Source organism: Puia dinghuensis, from assembly GCF_014642875.1.
GTDB lineage: Bacteria > Bacteroidota > Bacteroidia > Chitinophagales > Chitinophagaceae > Puia > Puia dinghuensis.
In genome coordinates this window covers 936,317-959,177 of the sequence record NZ_BMJC01000001.1, presented here as the reverse complement: position 1 = coordinate 959,177, position 22,861 = coordinate 936,317, and the positions used below count along the sequence as shown (strand labels likewise).

At 54.3% G+C, this 22,861-nt stretch carries 15 protein-coding genes; 11 read left to right on the top strand and 4 right to left on the bottom strand.

What is annotated here, in order from left to right:
* Positions 1-33 precede the first annotated feature (33 nt).
* Positions 34-957 (top strand): helix-turn-helix domain-containing protein, encoded by a 924-nt coding sequence (locus IEY39_RS03760; protein WP_188928671.1) that lies wholly within the window; start codon positions 34-36, stop codon positions 955-957.
* On the opposite strand, the gene IEY39_RS03755 is transcribed toward IEY39_RS03760, so the two are convergent.
* Positions 958-4,011 carry a sensor histidine kinase gene (locus IEY39_RS03755; RefSeq protein WP_188928669.1) on the bottom strand — a complete coding sequence of 1,018 codons (3,054 nt, stop codon included), beginning with the start codon at positions 4,009-4,011 and terminating at the stop codon, positions 958-960.
* Positions 4,012-4,338: 327 nt separating this feature from the next.
* Here IEY39_RS03755 and IEY39_RS03750 point away from each other — a divergent pair, with 327 nt between their 5' ends.
* The 4 genes from IEY39_RS03750 to IEY39_RS30050 are packed head-to-tail and all read left to right on the top strand — an operon-like array spanning position 4,339 to position 6,332.
* Positions 4,339-4,656 carry a hypothetical protein gene (locus IEY39_RS03750; protein ID WP_188928667.1) on the top strand — a complete coding sequence of 106 codons (318 nt, stop codon included), beginning with the start codon at positions 4,339-4,341 and terminating at the stop codon, positions 4,654-4,656.
* Between the two features lie 55 nt (positions 4,657-4,711).
* Positions 4,712-5,140, top strand: coding sequence for a hypothetical protein (locus tag IEY39_RS03745; RefSeq protein WP_188928665.1), 429 nt, complete (start codon positions 4,712-4,714; stop codon positions 5,138-5,140).
* A 42-nt stretch (positions 5,141-5,182) separates the two neighbouring features.
* Positions 5,183-6,217, top strand: a complete 1,035-nt coding sequence (locus IEY39_RS03740; protein ID WP_188928663.1) for a murein L,D-transpeptidase catalytic domain family protein — start codon at positions 5,183-5,185, stop codon at positions 6,215-6,217.
* Positions 6,210-6,332 carry a hypothetical protein gene (locus IEY39_RS30050; protein ID WP_262892844.1) on the top strand — a complete coding sequence of 41 codons (123 nt, stop codon included), beginning with the start codon at positions 6,210-6,212 and terminating at the stop codon, positions 6,330-6,332. Before IEY39_RS03740 ends, IEY39_RS30050 begins: the two co-directional genes overlap by 8 nt.
* A gap of 30 nt (positions 6,333-6,362) precedes the next feature.
* Here the strand turns inward: IEY39_RS30050 and IEY39_RS03735 are convergent, their stop codons facing one another.
* Complete coding sequence (locus tag IEY39_RS03735) at positions 6,363-9,425, bottom strand: sensor histidine kinase (protein ID WP_188928661.1); 3,063 nt, start codon at positions 9,423-9,425, stop codon at positions 6,363-6,365.
* A complete protein-coding gene (locus tag IEY39_RS03730; protein ID WP_229688754.1) occupies positions 9,412-10,023 on the bottom strand; it encodes a response regulator transcription factor in 612 nt (203 codons plus the stop codon). Before IEY39_RS03730 ends, IEY39_RS03735 begins: the two co-directional genes overlap by 14 nt.
* Positions 10,024-10,262: 239 nt before the next feature.
* On the opposite strand from IEY39_RS03730, the gene IEY39_RS03725 reads away from it, so the two are divergent.
* The 6 genes from IEY39_RS03725 (at position 10,263) to IEY39_RS03700 (ending at position 22,376) form a co-directional block, all read left to right on the top strand.
* The gene (locus IEY39_RS03725) at positions 10,263-10,643 is read left to right on the top strand and encodes a hypothetical protein (RefSeq protein ID WP_188928658.1); all 381 of its coding nucleotides are present in this window, start codon (positions 10,263-10,265) and stop codon (positions 10,641-10,643) included.
* Between the two features lie 23 nt (positions 10,644-10,666).
* On the top strand, positions 10,667-11,047 hold the full coding sequence (locus tag IEY39_RS03720) for a sigma-70 family RNA polymerase sigma factor (protein ID WP_188928657.1): 381 nt from the start codon (positions 10,667-10,669) through the stop codon (positions 11,045-11,047).
* Entirely contained in the window at positions 11,028-12,323 is a 1,296-nt protein-coding gene (locus tag IEY39_RS03715; RefSeq protein WP_229688753.1) for a GNAT family N-acetyltransferase, read from the top strand. Before IEY39_RS03720 ends, IEY39_RS03715 begins: the two co-directional genes overlap by 20 nt.
* A gap of 68 nt (positions 12,324-12,391) precedes the next feature.
* Complete coding sequence (locus tag IEY39_RS03710) at positions 12,392-15,496, top strand: beta propeller repeat protein (protein ID WP_229688752.1); 3,105 nt, start codon at positions 12,392-12,394, stop codon at positions 15,494-15,496.
* Positions 15,493-18,642, top strand: a complete 3,150-nt coding sequence (locus tag IEY39_RS03705) for a WD40/YVTN/BNR-like repeat-containing protein (protein WP_188928655.1) — start codon at positions 15,493-15,495, stop codon at positions 18,640-18,642. Before IEY39_RS03710 ends, IEY39_RS03705 begins: the two co-directional genes overlap by 4 nt.
* A 5-nt stretch (positions 18,643-18,647) precedes the next feature.
* Positions 18,648-22,376: a ferric reductase-like transmembrane domain-containing protein gene (locus IEY39_RS03700; RefSeq protein ID WP_188928653.1), complete on the top strand. Its 3,729-nt coding sequence runs from the start codon at positions 18,648-18,650 to the stop codon at positions 22,374-22,376.
* Here IEY39_RS03700 and IEY39_RS03695 read toward each other — a convergent pair.
* Complete coding sequence (locus tag IEY39_RS03695) at positions 22,360-22,815, bottom strand: hypothetical protein (RefSeq protein WP_188928645.1); 456 nt, start codon at positions 22,813-22,815, stop codon at positions 22,360-22,362. The two genes, IEY39_RS03700 and IEY39_RS03695, sit on opposite strands and share 17 nt — an antisense overlap.
* Between the last annotated feature and the right edge of the window lie 46 nt (positions 22,816-22,861).

Here is a 22,861-nt window from a genome sequence, read left to right as displayed (position 1 = left end):
GACCCTTAACTCTAACCCCAGAAATGCATGACTATGAAATCCCAGGATCCTGACCAGCAAAAAACCGATAGGGCTTTGCATTGGCAGGTGTTGTCCCTTCCGGTGGGCCTCCGGTCCGCCGTGGTAAAGGAATCGACAGAAAAATTGGACCTTGCCCTTCCCGACTTTTCCGAAAAAGGATTTACCCTCACCTTTATCAATCACAAAGGCGACTTACGCATCAAACCGGGTCTCCAGCCTGAGAACCGGGAACAGCCGGCCAGTCCCGGCCTGGGGCTGATGAGCGTTGCCGGCCGGCCGATGGTTTTCCGTTCAGCCGGCGCCATTTCCTTCACTGCCCTTGTCCTGTTCATCCCTGCCGAATGGATCAAATTCTTCCTTGGCAACAATCCCCAGTTTGTCAAGATCGACCAGATGCTGGAGGAAGAATCCAATATCATCACCTGCCGGCTGGGTAGAAGACAGTTGTCCCTGCTCTCGTCCGCACTGATCGCCCTGCCCGAAAAGCGGCAACACCTGCTTAATATGCAGAACTGCGCGCTGGGCCTGTTGGAATATTTTCTCTGCAATCGCCACCGGAGCCTGCTGGGTGTCAACCCTGTCTCCGACATCGACAATGAAGATGACCTGAGCCTCATCCGGGAAGTGGAATCGTATATCTCGGAATACTATTGTTCGGACACCTTTACGGTGGATTCTATTCTGAAAAAGACCTATACCAGCTATCACCGGCTCAACTTCCTTTTCAAGTCGATTCATGGCATGACCATATCCGAGTATATCCGGAATAAGCGAATAGAGAAATCCAAGGAAATGATCGCAGACAACGCGAAGTCTATCAGCCAGATCGCATATGAAATAGGTTATTCCAGCATCAGTAACTATATCCTTGCTTTCAAGAAGGTGTATCAGATCACCCCGGGTAAGTACAAAAAGCAGATTGACAGCCTCGCCTGATCAGCTGACTGTGGCATCGGCAGGCAGCCCTATCGGGATGCGCAGCGTCACCGTTGTGCCCGTCTTTTCCCCCGTCTCGACAAAAAGCGTCCCATTCAACCGCCGGGTCAGATCGACGATGAATTGGTGGCCTAATTGGCTTCCGCTTTTGACATTATCCAGGTTGCTTTCCCCCATGAAGGCGGCAGCCTGTTGCGGACTCATGCCCAGGCCGGTGTCGGCGACCAGGATGAGCACATCGTCCCTTTCCTGCCTGGCGGTGATGCGAATTTCGCCCTGGCTGGTATACTTATTGGCATTGTCCGTCAGATTGCGGATGATGGTGAGCACCAGGTGGGGATCGGAATAGAGCTGCAGCTGTTCATCGGCTTCATAGGTGAGCCGGTTGCCTTTTTGCAACACCTGCTCGAGGTAGAAATCGTAGACCTCCTGCAAGAGGGGGCGCACAAAGAAAAGCTGGTTGCGAAGGTTGAAATTATCCTTTTGACTGGTTACCCAGAGCAGGAAGTCTTCGGAGAAATGGTAAACATCCTGCGCCCCCTTTTTTATCCAATAGGTACGATCCTTCACATCCTCCGTCGAGAGACTAGCCTGGTTGTCATGCAGGTCGCCGGCCAGCGTCGTCAGGAAACGCAAGGGCGACCGCAGGTCATGGATGACGAGGGAGATGAGCTTTTCCCTTTGTCTATTGGTCTTCAGCAGCGCCTGTTCGGAATGTTGTAATTTCTGTTTCTTTTCCACCAGCTTTATCCGTAGCTGCACCAACAGGATGAGCAACACCAATACGACGAGTCCCACCAGGCTCAGAAACCAGGTGGTGCGGTAGAAATAGGGCGGCACGACGATGCTCCACTGCCGGTATTGATAATTATTCTTACCAAAGCCGTTTACCTGCCTCACCCGCAGGGTATAGTTCCCGGGCGCGAGGCGGCTCAGGTTGAGAGTCCCGTCTTCGGGCAGCTGTTTCCATTCATCGTTGAATCCTGACAGATGATATTGAAGATAGAGATTGTTGCGGTTGCCAAGATAGGGGCTGGAGATCGCCAGGACGAGACTGTTGTAGCCCGCTGACAAACCGATGGTATCGGTGCGCGGTGCGGATTTGCCGTCTATTTCGAGATCGGCCATATCGATGGCGCCATGCGGAAAATCGGTTTGAAGGGAGTCTGTGTAGAAACAGACCATCCCTTTCATGGACAAAAGCGAGACGAATCCTTCAGACGTTATTACGCCACAAGCGTTGAATCCACCGTTAAATTCATTTGTTTGCAACCCGTCCTGCCGGCCGTAATAATAATAAAAAAGCTGATCATTTTCGCCTTTGCACCAGGCCTCCATATCGGCCTTGGGAACCTTGAACAAGCCTTTGTTGCAGGGGATCCAGATATATCCCCGGCGGTCTTCGAGAAAGCAGTGCGCCGTGATCAGAAAACCGTTCTTATCCATCGGCATCCGGTAGAAACGCCCGTTGAAAAAATAATAATATCCTTCGCCATATGTTCCGACAAGGATCGATCCGTCGCGGCAGCGGTGGATGGCCCGGACATGCGCGCCGGATAATTCAGGGATAACATACGCCTCATTGATCGCCGGGTCGTACCCGATGAGCCCATTCGTAGTCCCGATGTACAACCGGTGACCGCCGGCGAAGGCCATGGCTTCGTTGTGCCGTTGGCTATCCTGTGAAGCGGAGGTATATAGCCGCCGGAATATGCCGGATTCCAGCCGCCATAGCGACCGCTTGGTGAGACAATAGAGGCTGCCGTTGTCATCTTCCGCATAATCTACGATGCCGGCATCCAGGGGTGGCATCGTTGCTACCGGAACCATGGCGGTAGTCAGCTTCCACGGCGTGTCATTGCGGGCAGTCCAGATGGTTTCTTTTTTATCGATGAAGAGACAATGTTGCCCCGTAAGGCCACTGCGCTGCACCGGGGACCACGCGCCGGCAGGTGTAAAAATGAATTTATCAGTGAAAATTTCCCTGTCGTCATGCAGGGCCATGGGCCCAAACAGATGCCGGGATAGCTGATGCTGCATTTCCACGGGCCAGCCACTGATGCGGAAATGATTCCTGCGGAGAAAATAAAAGCCTTCGGTATCGGTGGAGATCAGCAGCAGATCGAGACCGGAATTGTATTCTATGGAGGAGATGTTGGAGATGAAGTCCAGGTTGACGAGCAACTTCGCCCGGATGTGCCCGTTTGGTTCGGGGGAAAGGCGGTACAAACGATGATCAACAAGCAGGTGATTCATCCGGCCACACGAAAATAGCCGGGCAGCATAGACCGCGGGGTCGGGGTCCCTCATAATTGCTTTCCCTTCTATTTTGTCACCTTCGATGCGCGCAGGTCCGTGTATTTTGTTGCCGTTGTCATAGACGGCCGTCACTGAATCGTGGTGGAGGACATACAGCCGCCGGTCGTAGAGGAGACATTGGGCTGCGCGCCCTTCGGAAGCCGACAGCAGATGGAGAAGGCTGCCGTCATAATAATAAAGGCTATCCTCATCGATGAGATAAACCCGATCGGAATCCGCCACAAAAAAATTCTCCGGGTGGGCAAAGAGCTGTTGGAACAGGCTCCTGCGACGTAAGGTCTCGCCGGCAGGCCGGGCATCCTGTAGAAACCGGGTGAAGTCGAACACCTGTTTTTGTGCATTCAACAACAAGGGGCGTTGGGTTGCCGGAGAATTGACGGGGCTGAGGAATTGGCTGTTGTTACCGGCGTAACGATAAAGGTTGCGATCGACTGTCTGAAAATAGATGACACCCTCGTCGTTCTTTCCCAGGTAGACAACATTGGATTCCAGTAACGGCTTATCATCCGGATAGAATAATTTGAAAGCGCTGCCATTAAAACGTACCAACCCTACCTGTGTAGCCAGCCATAGATAACCGTCTTTATCAAAGAGGAGATCGTTGATACTGTTTTGGGGTAATCCGTTTTCGTCGGTAAAATGCTGCACCGAATAGCCATCGACCACGTCGGGCTGAGACAGGACAGGTATTACAGCAAGAGATAGGAGAATAAAAAATAAAAACCTGATAAACATGTTTATCGTGCCTTAACCTTGAAGATTAAATATAACAGAAATAATACGATTGCCAAAGCAGGGGAAAAGGGGTGGAGAGGATAGGGACAACCTCTTATAAGCACATGATTATCTGGCTATTTGTCTCATTTAGTGGGTGTTTTTTAGTGAATGAGTAAATGCCGGTATCCCGGCAAGGTACTTTTATAGGACAAAAAAATTCGGTATTCTATGAGCACCTTTTACCCTTCAGGCACTGAAAGCCAGTGTACTCTCTTAATGTATGGTCGAGGTTAGCAAAAGTGCAGATCATTTCGGGTATCTCATTTTGAATTAAAATGATCCTTTATGCCTACTTTCGACGTAACACTCAACATTTATGTTTTTATCCTGGCGCTTGTCGCCGCAGTCATAGCGGGCTATCTGCCCAGGAGCAAACAAATTAGCCGTAAACAACGCAAGATCATCGAGCTCGAGCGGGAAATGGTTCAGGCCCATGCCGAACTGTTGGAGAATCAACGCGAATATTGCCTGTTGGAGGCAAAAGTTCAGGATATTACCAATCCGGTGATCCCTATGAAGGGCAACAAACTGGAAGAGCCGCAAGAGAAACCGCTGCCGGAAAGCCGGGGGTTGCGCAACAACCGGCCCACGGGTACCGACTAGGATGGTCCCACGGTTACCGCGTAGGTTGATCCGACCCTGATAAACCTGTAGATCAATGTTTTATCCGTTGACCCAACCGGGAAAAGCGCTTTTTCCCGGCATCGTTCTCCTCTTCTTTTTTATTCCGGTGCACCTCCCTGGTGCTCCTGCCCGGAATTATTTTTATTCCTTCCCTTCCGACACACCTAATCTCCCCGAAAAGACGTTATACAAAAGGGATACGGCCCTGGAGTATGTGCCTTCGGGCATTATACGTCGCGAGAAGAACGGAGATATCGTCATCACCGTACCGGCAGACGCCCTGGGGCGTTATAAGGTGAGGTTCTTTGATGACAAGGATGAGCTGTTGTTCGAGATACGCCAGATCCGTGATCCGCTGTTGATCATCGAGAAGTACAATTTCTGCCATGCGGGTTTGTTCAGGTATGACTTATACCGGGATAATGGCCTGGTCGAAAGACGGAGTTTTCGGATCGGCCCTTGAGAGAATGATTCAATCCTTAACCCTATCTTAAATCCAAATCCAATGCGCTTGTTAACCAACCTCCTATTCAAGGTTACCTTATCTTCCATGATACTGACTGCGCCGGCCATGATAAACGGCAACACCAAATACGACGGTGGCGATAGCTTTCTGAACGATAAAAAGAAGCCCCTGTCCTTTTTTACTGCTACCGTCATCAAACGATATGTAGACCATCCAACCGTTGTGGCGATGCGCGCCTTCCCCAAAGAGAAGGCTTTTGTTGCTTCGCCGATGGCCCTGAGCGTGGGGAAAGTAACTGCGGCCATCGCCAACACCACCGCTATAGCCCCGATGCCGGAGTCTTTCACCGGTCTGAAGGCGGAATCCACTTCGTCTCTAGTGGCGACAAAAGTCGAGGCTATAAGAGCGACTGAGGTGGCAAGAACGACCGAAGTAGCGAAAACAACTACTATATCTGCCGAACTCCGGAGGGTGATCAACCAGGCGGCGATGATCTATACGGCCATGAACCTGCAAGAAACGGGGTTGGATCAGAAGGCATTCGAATACGCGTGGCGTGGGTATCATAACCTGCTGAAAAAGGGCGCCATTCACAAGCGATCGGTGCTGTCCATTTGTGATTTCAGCCAGTCATCCCGCAGCAAAAGAATGTACGTTATCGACGTTCAGCATAAAAAACTGCTTTACCGCACTTATGTCGCCCATGGGCAGAATTCCGGTGACGAATTTGCTTCCACCTTCTCCAATGATGAGGATTCCTATAAAAGCAGCCTGGGGTTCTATATTACCGAAAGGACCTATGTTGGCCGCAATGGTCTTTCTCTCCGGCTCGATGGGGTTGATCCCGGTTACAATGACAAGGCCTTGAAAAGGAATATCGTGCTGCATGGGGCCTCCTATGTCGGCGAGCCGTATATGCAGGAGTACGGCAATCTTGGCACCAGCCTGGGATGCCCGGCCCTGCCCATCGAGATGAGCGCCCGGATCATTCATGCCGTGAAAGGAGGAAGCTGTTTGTTCATCTATCACCCGACAGCCCAGTATCTGGACAACTCTTCGATCATTCATGGATAAAGCTGATAAAGAACGCCGGCCATTTTCCATCTCCTTAAAGGGCGGCATAGCGCTGCTCATCTGTTTTCTGATAGGCATTGCGGCGGCCGTGTTGCTTATCTATACGTTATTGTGATGGCTATGCGTAGTGGACCCCGGGGTCTGCTTAGGTGGGTATCCACACCGTTACGGTTGTTCCTTTTTCCTTCTCGCTGCGAATACTCAGGTTTCCGCGGATGATCTTCATCAGGTCTTTGATGATAAGATATCCCAGGCCGTTGCCTTTTCGATTGTCGACATTAGCGGAGGAAATGATGATCTGGTCGGCCAGGACATTATTTATCTGGTCTTGTGTCATCCCGACCCCGGTGTCCTGTATCTGTAAGGCAACGCCTTCCCGGTCGCGAATGCTGCAGATGCGGATATAGCCTTCTGTTGTAAAATTGATCCCGTTGAGGATCAGATTGTACAAAACGATCTTCACCGGTTCGATATACTGATAAAGGACGAGGCCTGCGTCGACCCCATTGATAATACGGAGATGTTTTTGCCGGGCCAGGGCATTGAAAATGCCACACAACTGGGTCACCAGTTCATAGAGGTCGAAGCTTTCCTTGGCAAGACGCCGGTCTTCATTGCGGTATTTTATCCAGTTGAGGATATTGGTGGAGAGCAGTTCCAGCTCTTTGGAGGTGCTGGCCATCTCGGCAATGGCCTCATGGAGCAGTCCCTCGGTGAGCTCTTCTTTTTTTTCGATGAGGTTCTTCCCGGTCAGATGCAGGAAGCGCAACGGGGTCACCAGGTCGTGACTGATGATCGAGATGAGCCTGGTCTTGATAAGATCGGTCTTTTCGAGCTCTTCGTTCTTCACCTGCAGCTCGCGGGTCTTTTCAGCGATCTGTGTTTCCAGGTTGTGCTGTCTTATCTGGAATCGCCGGGTCCGCCAGCGGACAAGGGCTATGACGAGAGCGCTCAGCAGACAGATGTTGAGCAGCCAGCTCCAGGGTTGTTGATACCAATGCGGCCGGATATAGAAGCTGCTGACGGCAAGGGCGACGTTGGCGTTGTCGAATCCGCCGGTCTTACGGACCAGTAACCGGTAGTCACCATAGGGCAGGTTACTGAAGTGCAATTCCGGGCCATGGCTCCCGTCGAGCTTTTCCCAATCTTTGGACCAGGGGTCTAATTTGTATTCGATATGGAGATTTTCCCTGTTGGCCCAGGCGGGAAAGGCGAGGTTAAAGCTCAGATCGCGGGTATTGGCGGAAAGCAGCGGTCTTACGAGACTGGTGATGTTGACCCGCTGGCTGTCGGCCATGAAAGCGTCGATATAGATGGCGCCATCCGGTATTGTCGGGATGGGCCTCTCGGGATCGACCCATACCAATCCATCCATCGAGGGGAAGGATAGCGTCGTGTCATTCAACGCCAGCGCACATGGCGTGCATCCCCCGTTGAGCTCGGTGATGTCCATTCCGTCTTCGCGGCCATAATAATGATAATAGATGTCCTGGTCCTCCTTTTCAAAGGAGTTCTTGTCAAAGGCCGCCGTCATATCATCCGGCCGCGCCCGGAAGAGCCCATGGTTGGTACTTATCCAGCAATAGCCCAGTTTGTCGGGGATGAAGCAATGTGCGTAGAGCAGATAGCTTTTCTTGTCCAGCGGAATCTCCCGGAAGACCCCATCCCGGTAAAGCCAGATGCCGCGGCCATAGGTTCCGACAAAGAGATAACCTTTGTATTTCCACAAGGCGCGCGCACAAATACCGGGTATGCGCCATAGGGTGTCCAGGCGGTGGCCCGCGACGTGGTAGCGGAACAAACCGTTGCAGGTAGCTATCGCTAAGCAGCCCGGGCTCATCTCCACCATGGAAAAGGGGACATTACTGTTGATGTTGGATTGCGGGTACCGGTATTGGTAATCGATCTTTCCGGCACTCAGCACGCCCACGCCGATGGCATTGGCGACGTAGAGCTTGCCTTCCGACCAGGTAAAACCGTTGGTGATGGCGCCGGGTTCTGCCGGCACAGTCATCGACCGGTGTGTCCGGAAGGAGAAGCTGTGAATGGTGTCTCCATAACTGTACCAGAAGGTGCTGTCGGAGTCCATAAGGACGAAGTTGCTGAATTCTCCTGGAAACGCACGCACGGCCGGGCCATTCGGAGCGCCGCCCAGGACATCACCCCTTCCGGTGAGCAGGGAGGCTGCGGGGAAGGCTACCTGGCTGTAATAGGCCGTTGGTTGTTCGGGCACCGTAACGGCTTTTTTCACTGCCCTTACCTCGTTCTTCCGGATGATGATAATGCCCTTGGATTGTGTCCCCACGAAAAGCAGGCCGCTGGCGCTGTCGTATTTCAGATAGGAGAGCAGCGCATCCCGTGGCAGGGCGGTGCAAATGAGCCGGGACTGTAATTTTTCGCCTGTATAGTGAAGGGTCCATACGTTGCTGCCGCTTATCAGCAGCGGGTTAAGCATCCCGTTGTCCCAAACAAGGATGGGTTTGCCCGAAAGGGTCGACCACCCCTCCAGGGCAACGGGAATTTTTCGCGGCGTGTCAGGATCCATCCGGCAGAAGCCATGGATGGGATGAAATACGAAGAGGTGGTGATCGAGATAGAACAGCCTGGACCCCTTTTCTGCTGAAGTAAGGAAGGCAGGAACCGGCCGGCCGGCGCGGTAATCGAATATGCTGATGCTATCCGGGCCGATATGGGTCAACAGGAGCCTGTTTTCGTCCAGCGGCACCAGCTGTTCGTTGAACCAATCGAACCCGAAATTGGCTGGCGGCTGCTGGGACGACTGTCTGAACAACCGGCCGGATGCGGCCAGGCCGGTCAGTTTAAAGGAGGAAGGACGGGTATCCACCTTTACCTGGCCGACGAACTGCAGCTTGTTCTGCATGACAAAGAAAATATCGCCGGCTTCATCCGATGTATAGATGCGGCCATCCCGTGTGCGGAGCAGGAAAAGCATGCGCTCGGAGTACATTTCCGGTGAGGTGGCCTTATTAAAGACCTGGAAATCGGCGCCGTTGTAACGGACCATCCCGGCCTCCGTAGCGATCCAGAGGAAACCGGTGTTTTCATCCCATTGCAGCCCCTTGATGCCGTTGGAGGGAAGACCGTTGTCGGTGGAAAAACGTTGAATATGATAATTAGACTGGGCCGATAGGAAAAGGCAAACACTGCACAGCCAAAAAGATAAACCAGTTATCTTAATAATTAACATTATACAAGGTAGCCAATTCTATCAATTCTTTCAGGTTTGTCGTGAGGGTTTTCTCGAAGATGCGGTTCTTGACGGTGGAGACCGTGTTCATTTTTATGTTGAGCGTCTCGGCAATCTCTTTTGTGCCCATTCCCTTCAGCACATAATGGAGTATCTCCAGCTCACGGGGGGCCAGGGCCGAAAACGGGTTGTTGGGATAGCGTACGTCAAGACTATCCCGGGAAGTCTGTTCGTTGAGCAAGAAACGCCGCAGAAGACGGATGGTTTCTTCTTCGGGGGTGGTCTTTGGCAGATAGTGTTCGATGCCGTATTGCCGTAAGGCTTTGCCATAGACCTCGGCGGGCTGCATGGAAAAGACCATGATGCGGAGATCGGGGTAGAGCTTGCGGATATTCGGCAGGATCTCCAGTGTGCTCCCATCGGACAAAATAATGTCCAATACCAGATGGGAGTATTTCTTTTTGCCCAGCTCTTTCATCAGCTCGTTACAACTTACCACTTCGGACACTTCGGAAAACCCGAGGTGCAATTGCAATAATAGCTTCAGACCTTTTCGAATCATGCTGTGATCATCTGCCAATAATATTTGTGGTTGCATATTTGTATAGAACAGGCCTGCATTGTCAGGTAAGTGTTTACTCCTAAAGTGAACAATAATGCTAAATTCAATATTAAAAAACAACCGCCTGTAGAATTAATTCTACATTGCGAAGTCGTAAACCTATTAATTTCACTCCTGTTCCCACCATATCCTGTTAAGCACATCGTGTTTTAACCAATGACCTGTCTGTCCTTAGTTTCTAACCGAACAAATGGTAATGCCTTAATTGTATAACTATGTCAGGTTTTCGATTAAAACTCAACAGGTTAAAGAATATCCCATACGCTTCCTCCATCCAGGAGCATCTTCCGTTCGAAAAGACCTTCGAAGTAGAGTATTTCTTCGAAGGCCGGTGGAGCCCGCTTGTTGTCAAGCCCATTCTTGTCAATACCGTGGTGATCTTCCTCGTCAGTTTCCCTGAAGGGGAGGTCGAATCCATGGCGCTTGTCTATAACAAGAAAGACATCTGGGCGGACATCGAGAAAGAGTCGACGGGGTTGACCGAAGCCGTAGGCCTGGCTATCGAAAATTATTATTCCGAATGTTATCTGCCCTGGACAGGCAACTTCGGCGATGGCAATAGCAATCCTTACTGGGACGATCATCTCTTAAATTAATTCTTAAATCAAGCCGCTTCCGTATGATCACCGAGAGAGAAGCAGGGGAAAGGGATTTTAGTATCCGGTATTTGCGCCATGGTTTTCCTGAGGCGTTTAAAGTCCTCTTTTTCGAGTATTATCCCGAGCTTTTTTCCTTTTCGCAGATGCTGTTGCAGCACCGGCTTCTTGCCCGCAAAATGACGATCGAGGCTTTTTTTCTGCTTTGGAGCAAACGGAAGGAGGTGGACAGCGTCAAAAAGGTGAAGGCCCTTCTCTATCTTGCCGTGCGCAACAAGTGTATGGAGCAGCTGAAGGCTCCTGCTGCTTCCGTGGAGCAAACGGTGATGGTCGATGCAATACCTTCTTCGCTTCCACCGGAATTGCTGAGAGAACTGTTTACCTTTGCCGCAAGAACACTTTAGTCATCCCATGCTCTTGCAAGACGAGGCCAGCCCGCGACAATTGGAAGAAGCGGCTGCCATCAACCATACCACCTTATTCAAACAAGAGGCCATAACGCTTGGCGGCAGCATCGTTTCTGCCGGTGAGCTTATCTGGACCAGCGGGTCGGCGCATAGTCCCTCTATGATTCCATTCCCCCGGCTACAGCCTGACCAGGCAGGAAAACAACTGGACGAACTGATCACTTTTTACTTACGGCATCCGCCAAAAGGCGCTGGTTGCTGGTCGTTGGACCCGCCACAGCCTGCCGATCTGGGCGTGCTGTTGCTGGCCCGTGGTTTTCAACCCGGCTGGCGTCCCCGCTGGATGGGGCTTGACCTTCTTCGGGTGCAGACCCATCATCCCACGCCAAAAGAGCTTAGCATCGTCATAGACAATACGCTTTCCCTCGATGGGATCAAAGACCTGCCTTATGCGCAGGTGATCGTGCCTTCACCCCAAAATGCCGAACTGCCCGGGCAGTGGACCCGCTTCATCGCCCGATGGAAGGGAAAGGTGGTTGCCCACAGCGTCGTGTTCCTTAGCACGGGACCACATGGCGCCGCCGGTATCTATCATGTCGGGGTTGTGCCCCGCGCCCGGCATATCGGCATTGGCAAGGCGGTGACGCTCGCGGCCTGTCACTATGCGCGGGAAAGAGGCTATCGCTACGCCGTCCTGAATTCAACCGATGCGGGCCGGCGCACCTACGAACAGCTGGGATTTGTGACGGTGGGGGAAGGTCAAACCTGGTGGCTGATCACCGACCGGCTATTGGCTCATCCGCCGTCACCACAGGAAGTAATAGTTGCCGAAGCGGTGGGCCGCGGCGACAGTGAAGCACTGAAGCGGCTGCGGCCATTGGTCAGCCCCGCCGGGCTGAACAGGCCGCTCGCCAATGGGATGACCCTGATGCAGTTGGCCGTACATTGCCAACAGCCGGCCGCGGGTGAATGGCTGGTGAGCTGTGGCGCCGGATTCACGGTGCTGGATGCCTGGGATATGAACTGGAAGGACAGGGCGCGTCAGCTGCTGGCAAAAGACCCAGCCTCGGTGAATCACCTGTATGGGGAATGGGACAAGACCTTGCTGCACTTCGCTGCCGAACGAAACGATGAGGAGCTGGCGCGGATGGCCCTTTCCGCCGCTCCCGATCTGCATCTGAAGGATAAGGCCTATCGTGGCACGGCCCTCAGCTGGGCGCAATATTTTGGCCGCAGGGCCATCGTGGAGATGATAGAAACTCACCGACGATAAAAAGTGATGGGCGGTTTCGGCGGAAAAGCTATTATGTCGTAATTTCTGCCCTCCTTCAACGTCTACACATGAAAAAACTGCTTATCTGCCGCCGATGGCGGTATTTATCCTTCTTTTTTGTTCTGGCTACCCTCTGCTCTTCTGCACAGACACCTGATGCTGCGTTATTCAGCAATCTCCGCTGGCGGATGATCGGTCCGCATCGGGGCGGTCGTACGGTGGGCGGTTGCGGTGTTCCGCAGCAACCGAACGTCTTTTACATCGGCGTCAACAATGGCGGTGTATGGAAGACTACCGATCTTGGAAGGACATGGGCACCCATATTCGATGGTCAGCCTAGCGGGTCCATCGGGGATGTGGCCGTGGCGCCCTCCGACCCCAACATCGTGTATGTGGCCAGCGGTGAAGGGATCCAACGGCCCGATCTGTCGGTTGGGGATGGGGTTTACAAGTCTGTCGATGCCGGCAAGACCTGGACGCATCTTGGCCTCGGTGAGGGTCAGCAAATGGGTGGACTGGCCATTGATCCGCATGATCCCAACCGGGTGTTTGTGGCTGTTCTCGGTCATCCGTATGGTCCCAACCCCGAACGAGGTGTTTATCGCAGCACCGACGGCGGGCAGCACTGGGAGCAGGTCTTATATAAGGACGAGAATACAGGAGCTGTACAGGTGACGATCGACGCCGTCAATCCACAGGTCGTCTACGCCGACCTGTGGGCGGGACGCCAGGGGCCCTGGGAGAACGGGGCCTGGACCGGTCCTAATAGTGGTCTGTTTAAATCTTCGGATGGCGGCGCCACCTGGCGGCAGCTGACCCAGGGGCTGCCGACACCAGCTCAGGGACTTAGTCGAATCGGCTTCTGCATAGCCTCTTCCGACCCCTCCCGGTTATACGCCACCGTTGCAGCAGGCGGTGATTATGGCGGCATCTATCGCAGCGATGACGCCGGTGAATCCTGGAAAAAAATGAACAGCGACCAGCGGTTCTGGGGCCGTGGCGAGGATTTTGCCGAAGTGAAGGCCGACCCCAAGAACAAGGATATCGTCTATACGGCCGATGTCGTCGTCTGGAAATCCATGGATGGCGGGATGTCCTGGAATGCTTTTCGCGGTGCGCCGGGTGGTGACGACTATCACCGCCTCTGGATCAATCCCGACCATCCGGAGATCTTGCTCATCGCCAGCGACCAGGGCGCCATCGTCACCGTCAATGGCGGCCAGACCTTCTCTTCCTGGTACAACCAGCCTACGGCCCAGTTCTATCATGTAAGTACGGACAATGCCTTTCCTTATAATGTCTATGGTGGTCAGCAGGAGAGTGGCTCGGTGGGGATCGCTTCCCGGGGCAATGATGGGGGGGTAACCTTCAGGGAATGGCATCCCGTAGGCGTGGAAGAATATGGCTATGTGGCGGCTGACCCGCTGGACCCGAATATCATCTATGGCGGCAAGATCACGCGTTATGACAAGCGCACGGGGCAGGTGCAGAATATTGCGCCAGAGGCAGTGCGCAGTGGGAAGTACCGGTTTCTCCGTACGGCCCCGGTGCTGTTTTCCCCCACCGACCCGCATACGCTTTTTTTCGCGGGTAACGTGCTCTTCAAAACAAGCAACGGCGGGCATTCCTGGCAGGTGATCAGTCCCGACCTCAGCCGCGCCACCTGGAATACCCCACCCAGTGTGGGCATTTACAACACCGACGCAGTAAAGAAGATGCCCCGCAGGGGCGTCATCTATACGGTGGCGCCTTCACCGGTGGATGGCCTCACTATCTGGGCGGGCACCGATGATGGCCTTATTCATGTCACCCGCGACGGTGGAAAGACCTGGAACAACGTCACGCCGCCGGGTATCCCCGACTGGGCGAAGATATCCCTCATTGACGCGGGACATTCCGACGCTGCCACGGCCTATGCTGCTGTAAATGGTATTCGCCTGGATGACATGCATCCGCATATCTACAAGACCCATGATGGCGGCCATACATGGACGGCTATTACGGACGGTCTGCCCGATGATCCTATCAATGTGGTAAGAGAAGACCCGCATCATAAAGGGCTGTTGCTGGCGGGCTCCGAAAGCTGCGTTTATGTCTCCTTCGATGATGGCGCTCATTGGCAATCGCTGCGGTTGAATATGCCGGCAACGTCCATACGCGACCTGGTCTTTAAGGATGCCGATGTTGTCGTAGGGACACATGGGCGGTCGTTCTGGATACTGGATGATATTGCCCCGTTGCGCCAGCTGGCTTCCGTCACCGCGGACGTTGTGCTGTACAAACCCGAACCGGCCATCCGGGTCCGCTGGGACATGAATACAGATACGCCGCTGCCACAGGAGGAGCCTGCCGGAGAAAATCCGCCTGATGGCGCGATCATTGATTACTATCTTAAGACCGATGCTGCTTCGCCGGTAACGCTCGATATCACCGATGCAACCGGTAGGGTCGTCAGGCATTATTCCAGCGCCGACACGTTATATGCCATTCCGGATGTCAATATCCCTACTTATTGGATCAGGCCACAGCAACTGTTATCGGCGCAGGCCGGACCCCATCGCTTTCTTTGGGACCTGCACTACCAACCATTGAATGTGCCGGCGTCCTACCCGATCAGCGCCGTCTATCAAAATACAGCGCCTGTAGCCACTTCCCCCTGGGTGATGCCCGGTGTATATAGCCTGATACTCACGGTAAATGGCAAGCACTATATCCAGCAGCTGACGGTGCGGATGGACCCGCGGGTGAAGACACCGCCTGCGGCTCTCGCCCTGCAGCACACGCTTGCTTTGAAAGCGTATAATGGAAGACTGCGCGCTATGATGGCCATCGAAAAACTCCGTCGGTTGCGGTCGCATATCGAGACAGCCATGGCGGCTGCGACAGGTGACCGGCTGACGGCTCTGCAGAAGCTGGCTGCCGGGGCCGCGGGCCTCGAAGGTCTTGGCCGCAGGGGCAGGATGGGGCCCCCGCCAATAGAAAGCGAGCCAAAGAGCTATTCGCAATTGGCAAATGATTATTCGACCCTTTTCGGCATCCTGGAAGAGGCCGATATGGAGCCTACCGAAGAGGTACAAACCGCCCTGGACGAGACTGCCAAGGCAGCGGTTGCGGCCGGGAAAGCGCTGGTCGCATTACAAAAAGATGCCCTCACTTTAAACATCGTATTATGACTTTCCGACTGACTGTTCTTGCACTCGTATTGCCGGCCTTTCTTCTTGCGCAGAAAAAGGCCGTATCACCGGCAACGGCTACATCCGACTCGGCCTTTTACGCCCCGCTGAAATACCGGCTCATTGGTCCATTCCGGGGCGGCCGCGCCGATGCCGTGTCCGGCAGCCTTACCAACAAGCATACCTTCTATTTCGGGGCTACCGGCGGCGGTCTCTGGAAGACCATCGACGGCGGCAGCAACTGGAAGAATGTCTCCGACGGCTGGTTTGGCGGCGGCGTTGGCGCCGTAGCCGTGGCTCCTTCCGATGAAAGCATCGTCTATGCCGGCGAAGGCGAGTCCACTTTGCGCAACAACGTCTCTGAAAACCTTGGCGGCATCTGGCGCAGTGACAATGGTGGCAGAAGCTGGCGAAACCTTGGTCTGAAAGACAGCCGCCACATCGCCCGGATCGTTGTCCACCCGAAGGATCCCGATATTATTTGGGTGGCCGTGATGGGCCATCTCTTCGGTCCCAACACCGAAAGGGGTGTTTACAAGACAACGGATGGCGGCAAGACCTGGCGGCGGGTACTCTTTGTCAACGATGGCACCGGCTGTTCGGATGTCGTCATGGAACCGGGCAACCCTTCGGTATTGTATGCCGGCATGTGGCATGTCCGGCGCACGCCCTATAGCATGGAGAGTGGGGGAGATGGCAGTGGCCTGTATAAAAGCACCGATGGCGGTGACACCTGGACCAACCTGTCCACGCGCAAGGGGCTGCCAAAGGGCATCTGGGGTGTTGTCAACGTCGCGGTGGCCGCCTCCAATCCCGATAAAGTATATGCGATGATCGAGAATGCGCAGGGCGGGCTCTTTGTCAGCGCCGACAAGGGCGATACCTGGGCCAAGATCAATAGTGAAAACGATATCCGTCAGCGGGCCTGGTATTACAATCGGGTCTATGTCGACCCTACCAACGAGAATACCGTTTATGTCCTCAACGTGGAATTCATGCGCAGCCCCGACGGCGGCAAGACCTTTACCCATGTTCCCTCACCTCATAGTGACCATCATGATCTCTGGATCGACCCCACGGACGGCCATCGCCTCATCCTCGCCGATGATGGCGGCGCGCAGGTGAGCTATAATGCCGGCGGCGACTGGAGCTCGCTCGACAATCAACCCACCGCCCAGATATACCGTGTCTCTACCGATAACGCCTTTCCTTATCATATTCTAGGGGCCCAGCAGGATAACTCCAGCCTGCGTATCAAGAGCAGGACATTCGGACCGGCCATCACCGAAAGCGACTGGGAGCCGACGGCGGGCTTTGAAAGCGGCTATATCGTTGCCGACCCCCTGAACCCGGACATCGTGTACGGTGGCAATTATGACGGTTTCCTGGGCCGCCTCAATCATCATACAGGCGAGAACCGCGCCATCGACGTGTGGCCGGATAACCCCACGGGCTCCGGAGCCGATTCGCTCAAATACCGGTTTCAGTGGAACTATCCCATTTTCTTTTCCCCTCATAATCCGCATCGCCTCTATGCAGCCGGCAACCACTTGTTCGTTACGGAAAACGAAGGACAGAGCTGGACGGCAATAAGCCCCGATCTGACGACAAACGATAAATCGAAACAGGGACCCAGCGGCGGCCCGATCACTAAAGACAATACCTCCGCCGAATATTACTGTACTATCTTTACTGCTACCGAGTCTCCCCTGGAAAAGGATCTGCTGTGGACGGGCAGTGATGATGGGTTGGTGCATGTAAGCCGGGATGGAGGAGACCATTGGGACCAGGTAACGCCACCAGGTGCAGGCAAGTGGACCCTGTGGAACTGCATCGAAACGGACCCCTTTCAAAAAGGGACTGCCTATGTGGTAGGCACCCGCTTCCGCCTGGATGATTATACGCCGTATATCTTCAAGACCGAAGACTACGGTAAGACCTGGAAGGGGATAACAAAGGGCATTGCACCGATGCATTTTGTCCGGGTCGTGCGGGCCGACCATCGCCGGCCAGGACTTCTTTATGCGGGCACTGAATACGGAATGTACATCAGCTATGATGGCGGCGAAAACTGGTCGCCTTTCCAACTCAATCTGCCTGTTGTGCCTATCACCGATCTTACCATCAAGGATAACGATCTCATCGTCGCCACGCAGGGCCGCGCCTTCTGGGCGCTGGACGACCTCGGTCTTGTACAGCAGCATTCGGCCGATGTTGCCGGGCAGCATCTGCACGTCTTCGACGTCGATACTGCTTTCCGGACACCTGGTGGCGGGAGAGGGCGCAACCGGGACATCGTCATCCACAATGCCGGTAGCAATCCGCCCAATGGGGTAGTCTTTTATTACTGGTTGAAAGATGCCCCGGATTCACCAAATGTCGCCATTACGATATTCGATAAACAGCACAAGCCTATCCGAACCTTCACCACCCGGTCGAAAGACGCCGATACGCGCCTGGAATGCAATTCGGGGATGAACAGTTTTGTATGGGACATGCAGTACGCGCCGGCGGAGAAGATCACAGGAATGTTGCTTTGGACCGGCGGGGCTGGCAGCCCGAAGGCCGCACCGGGGAAGTATTCGGCCCGTTTCCGGTATGATAAGGATTCGACGGAGGTGGCTTTCAGCATCAAAGCAGATCCGAATTATTCCATGACAGAAGCCGATTACGATACACAGGTGGGGTTCCTGCTGGAAGTGCGCGATAAGTACAACGAGGTGCAGAAAGCCATCCTTCGCATCCGCGATCTGCGGACGCAATTACAGGAGCTCGACGGCCGCCTCGACAGTACGGCCAAACCGGTGCGGAAATTGGCAGACAGCATGATCCATGAACTGACGTCTATCGAGGAAGCCCTGTATCAGACCAAATCGAAGAGTGGACAAGATATGCTCAATTATCCCATCCGCATCAACGACAAGATCTCTGGGGTGTATGGCTTTGCTGCCGGCGGCAACGCCGTACCCAGCAAACAGGCCCGGGATGTTTTTGCTGTCCTGCGCGCCGAGGCCGACGGGCAGCTTGCACGGTTGCAGCAGGTGGTGCAGACCGGTCTGCCGGCGCTGAACAAGATGATCTATGAGCGGCAGATACCGGTGATCAGCGCAAAGGAAAACCCATCATCCACTCAAGGCAATCCGTAAGCCATATGGAAAACGAGAACAACTGGCTCGACCTCTCTTCGACCCTTGGACTCATCGCAACCTGCGTTTTGACCTTTAACCTGCTGCTGGGCATCCTGCTCAGCACGGCGTATCGCCGCAGTCCGCTTTGGAAGCGGCTGCCGGGCTGGATAAAAAAAATCAGTCTCGACCAGCTTCATAACTGGACGGCCTATGTGGCCCTCGTCCTGGCGTTGGCGCATCCCATTTTGCTGCTGCCCGACGAGACGCTGAAATACCGGGTGCTTACGATCTTCTTTCCTGTCGACGCGCCGCACCAGGCCTTCTGGACCATGCTTGGCTCGGTTGCGCTTTATGCGCTGATTGTCGTCATCATCACCACGCAGAAAGTGGTGAAGAACCGGTTAGGATTCCGGGCGTGGAAGAATATCCATCTCATCTCCTATGGCACGGCGCTGCTCTTTGTCATCCATGGCATCGTGATGGACCCGGAACTCAAAGACCGGCCGGTGGACTGGCTGGATGGGGAGAAGCTGGTTTCGGAGCTTTGCGGACTGGTATTGTTGGTGGCGACGGTGGTTCGGTGGAGGCACTACCGGCGTGCTATGAGAAAAAAAGCGCTTGCTCTACTGCTGGTGGGCGTCACCGTAATACAGGCGCCGGCGCAGTCCTTTGACAGCAGCCTCTTCCGGCAGTTGCATTTCCGGTTTATAGGTCCCGATGGCAACCGGGCCATTGCCGTTGCCGGGGTGCCTGGTGACAGAAATGTAGCGTATGTGGGTGCTGCCTCGGGCGGCATATTTAAAACAGAAGATGCGGGTGTCACATGGCGGCCCATCTTCGACAGCACCGACAATTCCTCCATCGGGGCCCTGGCGGTGGCGCCCTCAAATCCGCAGCAGGTATGGGCCGGCACCGGAGAAACTTTTCTCATCCGGCCCGCCGAAGCGATGGGCAACGGGGTGTATAAATCTATCAATGCGGGACGCAGCTGGGTCAACATGGGATTACAGGCAACGGGGAGGATCAGCCGCGTCATCGTCGACCCTTCGGATACCAACATCGTCTATGTCGCCGCACTGGGCAATACCCATGCGCCGCAACAGGAAAGGGGTGTCTATAAAACAAAAGATGGCGGCAAGACCTGGGAACGGGTGCTTTTTGTCGACACCTACACCGGCTGCTCCGATCTTTCCATCGATCCGCAGCATCCCACTACTTTGTATGCGGCGATGTGGCAGATCACGTTCAATACCTGGCAGCTCAACAGTGGTGGCCCGGGTAGTGGCATCTTTAAAACCACCGATGGCGGCAAAACCTGGACCCGTCTCGGCAACGGACTGCCCGGCGGCGCTACCCATCCTGTCGGCAAGACATCGGTAGACGTGTCCTATCGCAATCCCAATATCGTCTATGCATTGATCGAGGATAAGGACCCCGCGCTCTATCGTAGTGAGGACGCCGGTGCTTCCTGGAAGAAGATGTTCACTAGTCATTCGATGGCTCAGCGCGCAAGCTATTATACGCGTGTTCGGGTCTCGACAGGAGACCCGAACAACGTCTTTACGATTTGCGTCACCGTGATGGAGTCGAAGAATGGGGGCAAGTCCTTCAACGGCACGGGCGAGAATGGGGACTATCGTCCCGGAGGTGACACCCATGACATGTGGTTCGACCCCAAGGACCCCAGCCGCGCCATGGTCGCCCACGACGGCTGTATGAATATGACCTACAATGGCGGGAAGACCTGGGAGAACGTCAACCTGCCCATCGCCCAGCTATACCATGTCGCGGTAGACAACCTGATACCTTATTTCGTATATGGCAACCGGCAGGATGGCTACAGCTACCGCGGGCCAAGCAACAGCCTGCTGGGGGGTATCCCTACAGGACTGTGGACCTCGGTCGGCGGCTGTGAGAGCGGCTTCGCACAGCCCGATCCGTTAGATAACAATATCATCTGGTCGGGCTGTTATGATGGCGGCCTCGACCGTACCGACCTCCGCACGGGAGATGTCAGAGATGTACGGGCCTGGCCCGAAGCAGGATATGGTTACCCTCCGGCAGAAATGCGCTATCGCTGGCATTGGAATTTCCCGATGGCCGTCTCCAGATACGGCCACAAAGTATACATCGGCAGCCAGTATGTGCATGTAACCTCCGATGGGGGGCAGACCTGGACGGTGATCAGCCCGGATCTTACGACCAATGACAAGTCGCACCAGCAAAGCTCCGGCGGTATCAGCACCGACAACCTGTTTACCTTTGACGGCTGCACGCTGTATGTTATTGCCGAATCCCCGTTGAAGGAAGGCCTTCTCTGGACGGGCAGCAACGACGGGCTCGTCTATGTTACGCGTGATGAGGGCAAGCATTGGGAGAATGTCACCGCTAATATCCCTGGTCTGCCCAAATGGGCTACCATTCGAGCGATCGATCCCTCCAACTTTGATGAGGGGACTGCGTATATCTCCGTCGATGCCCAATTCATCGGCGACTTCAGCCCGTATATCTATAAGACGACGGATCTTGGAAAGACCTGGAAGCTCATCAGTGGCAGCTTTCCGAAAAGCAATTCGTCTTTTGTCCACCAGATAAAGGAAGACCCGGGCAAAAAAGGCCTGCTTTGGGCCGGTACTGACAATGGATTGTATTTCTCTCCTGATGACGGCGTCAATTGGGTTCATCTGAAGAATAACCTGCCGCCTGTGCCCATCTATGGCATTGCCATCCAGCAGAATTTCAAAGACCTGGTACTGGGAACATATGGGCGGGGCTTTTATATCCTGGACGATGTCACACCTGTCCGGGATTTTAGCGAACAGGTGCAGGCCTCCGAGGCCTGGCTTTTCCCGATGAGGAAAGCGTATCGGTTCAGGCCGAAGCCTGGCATTCACGGCGAGCGTTCGGCCACCTCCGGGCAGAACCCGCCTTATGGCGCCGATATCAACTACTACCTGAGGACGGATGTCAAGGATACGGTGAAGGTCCTCGTGCTGGATGCGGCGGGCAATACGGTGCAGCAGATGCAGGGCACGAAACACCGCGGCATCAACCGCGTATGGTGGGATCTTGGTCTTCAGCCCTATGTCCTGCCGCCCTTACGTACCCGACCTGCAGCTGCCGACTGGGTAAAGCTGGACTCCAACGGCGAGCGGGCCATGGTGATCTATGACCTTGACATTGGCGCCGGCCTGCCCACTGCAAAAGTGTTGCCCGGAACGTATACCATAGTGCTCAGGGTGGGTAACAAGGAATGGCGGCAGCCGGTAGAGGTGCTCAGAGACCCGCATACGGCCGGGACAGAAGAAGATATCCGGGAACAATATACGTTTGGCGTGCAGATCTTCCAGTCGATACAAAGCACCTTGCACATGATCGACACGCTTGAGATACTGCGTAGCAAGGCTGATTCCATCGGCGCCAGGATGGCCGACAGGAAGCAGAAGGCAAAGCTGATGGCCTGGGAGAAGCAATTGTATGAAGTGGAAGGGCTCCTGCATGATGTGCACCAGACGGGCGCCCGCCAGGATATCTTCCGCAATCCGGCCCAGCTGCTCGAACGATTTCTCACCATTTCGAAGGAGAGTATCTCCGGCGGCTCGGATTTCCGGCCGACTGACCAGCACCGGGAGGTCTTTAGCCTTCTGAGCGGAAGGCTTGTCATCGCCCGGACAAAATATGAGGCGCTGCTTAAAAGTTTTCCCGGCGCAGCAGGACCCGGCAGCTCACTCTTGCTTAAGGGGAAGGAATAAATTTAAGGGTGGTGGAGGCTCCGGCAGGGGTGATCACCGTTGGGTCGTATGTCAGCGCCAGCGTGTCGTTGTGGATGGAGGTGAAATATCGCCCTCCTATATAAAAACGATAATCTTCGGGAGAGGGCGTCCTGCTGGAAAAGGTGATGATGGTGTCGCATCCGCCTAGCGGGCTCATCGTACAATAAGTGGTGGAGGTGTAGGGTCCGTTTTCCAAGAGCGTGCCGTCAAGCACTGCTGACCAGGATGCAGGAGGTTGGAATAAAAGCACCACGATCGAGTCCCTGCCGGGATGAATGATCCCATGGTCTGCGCCAAAGGTCCAGTCTGTCTCTACCCATTGCCATTTTCCATACAAGGTGACGGAGTTATGGCTTGTTTTATGACAGGCGGCTACGGTTACCAGGATCAGGCCTGCGAATAAGGAGTATAATCGCATAGAGAAAGGTTTTGCCTATGACAAGGCCGGTAAAGAAAGCGTTGCA

Bases quoted from the DNA above. Each gene is read 5' to 3' on its own strand.
- IEY39_RS03740 (WP_188928663.1), top strand. From the start codon at position 5,183: ATGCGCTTGTTAACCAACCTCCTATTCAAGGTTACCTTATCTTCCATG.
- IEY39_RS03750 (WP_188928667.1), top strand. From the start codon at position 4,339: ATGCCTACTTTCGACGTAACACTCAACATTTATGTTTTTATCCTGGCG.
- IEY39_RS03760 (WP_188928671.1), top strand. From the start codon at position 34: ATGAAATCCCAGGATCCTGACCAGCAAAAAACCGATAGGGCTTTGCAT.
- IEY39_RS03730 (WP_229688754.1), bottom strand. From the start codon at position 10,023: ATGCAACCACAAATATTATTGGCAGATGATCACAGCATGATTCGAAAA.
- IEY39_RS03725 (WP_188928658.1), top strand. From the start codon at position 10,263: ATGTCAGGTTTTCGATTAAAACTCAACAGGTTAAAGAATATCCCATAC.
- IEY39_RS03695 (WP_188928645.1), bottom strand. From the start codon at position 22,815: ATGCGATTATACTCCTTATTCGCAGGCCTGATCCTGGTAACCGTAGCC.
- IEY39_RS03700 (WP_188928653.1), top strand. From the start codon at position 18,648: ATGGAAAACGAGAACAACTGGCTCGACCTCTCTTCGACCCTTGGACTC.
- IEY39_RS03755 (WP_188928669.1), bottom strand. From the start codon at position 4,011: ATGTTTATCAGGTTTTTATTTTTTATTCTCCTATCTCTTGCTGTAATA.
- IEY39_RS03720 (WP_188928657.1), top strand. From the start codon at position 10,667: ATGATCACCGAGAGAGAAGCAGGGGAAAGGGATTTTAGTATCCGGTAT.
- IEY39_RS03705 (WP_188928655.1), top strand. From the start codon at position 15,493: ATGACTTTCCGACTGACTGTTCTTGCACTCGTATTGCCGGCCTTTCTT.
- IEY39_RS30050 (WP_262892844.1), top strand. From the start codon at position 6,210: ATGGATAAAGCTGATAAAGAACGCCGGCCATTTTCCATCTCCTTAAAG.
- IEY39_RS03710 (WP_229688752.1), top strand. From the start codon at position 12,392: ATGAAAAAACTGCTTATCTGCCGCCGATGGCGGTATTTATCCTTCTTT.
- IEY39_RS03735 (WP_188928661.1), bottom strand. From the start codon at position 9,425: ATGTTAATTATTAAGATAACTGGTTTATCTTTTTGGCTGTGCAGTGTT.
- IEY39_RS03745 (WP_188928665.1), top strand. From the start codon at position 4,712: ATGTTTTATCCGTTGACCCAACCGGGAAAAGCGCTTTTTCCCGGCATC.